This is a genomic window from Vibrio sp. Y176, assembly GCF_033438945.1.
On sequence record NZ_JAWOQS010001071.1, the window covers coordinates 1 to 539 of the forward strand.

The window sequence follows — 539 nt, forward strand, 5'->3', positions numbered from 1 at the left end:
TATCTTTAACTGGTTGCGACGCTTGTGCTTCTTTTCGCTCGGCTTTTTGTTGTTCAGTCAGCCACTTGTAGTAGGCGTTTAGGTCACTATCGAATGGCGCAACTTGGCGATCATGCACTAAGTACAAATCATCGGTGGTTGCGCGCAGTAAGTAACGGTCGTGTGAAACAATCACCATCGCACCTTCGAACGTTTGCAGAGCCATGGTTAACGCTTGGCGCATGTCTAAGTCTAGGTGGTTGGTTGGTTCGTCGAGTAGCAATAGGTTTGGTTTTTGCCACACGATCAATGCCAGCACTAAGCGTGCCTTTTCACCACCAGAGAACGGTGCGACTTTTTCTAGCGCTTTGTCGCCTTGGAAACCAAAACTACCTAGGTAATCGCGCAGTTGCTGCTCTGTTTGATCCGGTGCGATCTGCATCATGTGCTGCAGTGGTGTTTCTTCTGGGTGCAACGTCTCCAACTGGTGCTGAGCAAAGTAGCCGATCTTTACGCCTTGCGAATAGGTGAGATCGCCGCCTTGCGCTTTAAGTTCACCT

1 protein-coding gene is annotated in these 539 nt (G+C 49.7%); it reads right to left on the bottom strand.

Annotated features, from left to right (window positions below):
• A partial coding sequence (locus tag R7O13_RS30250) for an ATP-binding cassette domain-containing protein (protein WP_318305644.1) occupies window positions 1-539 on the bottom strand: 539 nt, incomplete at both ends.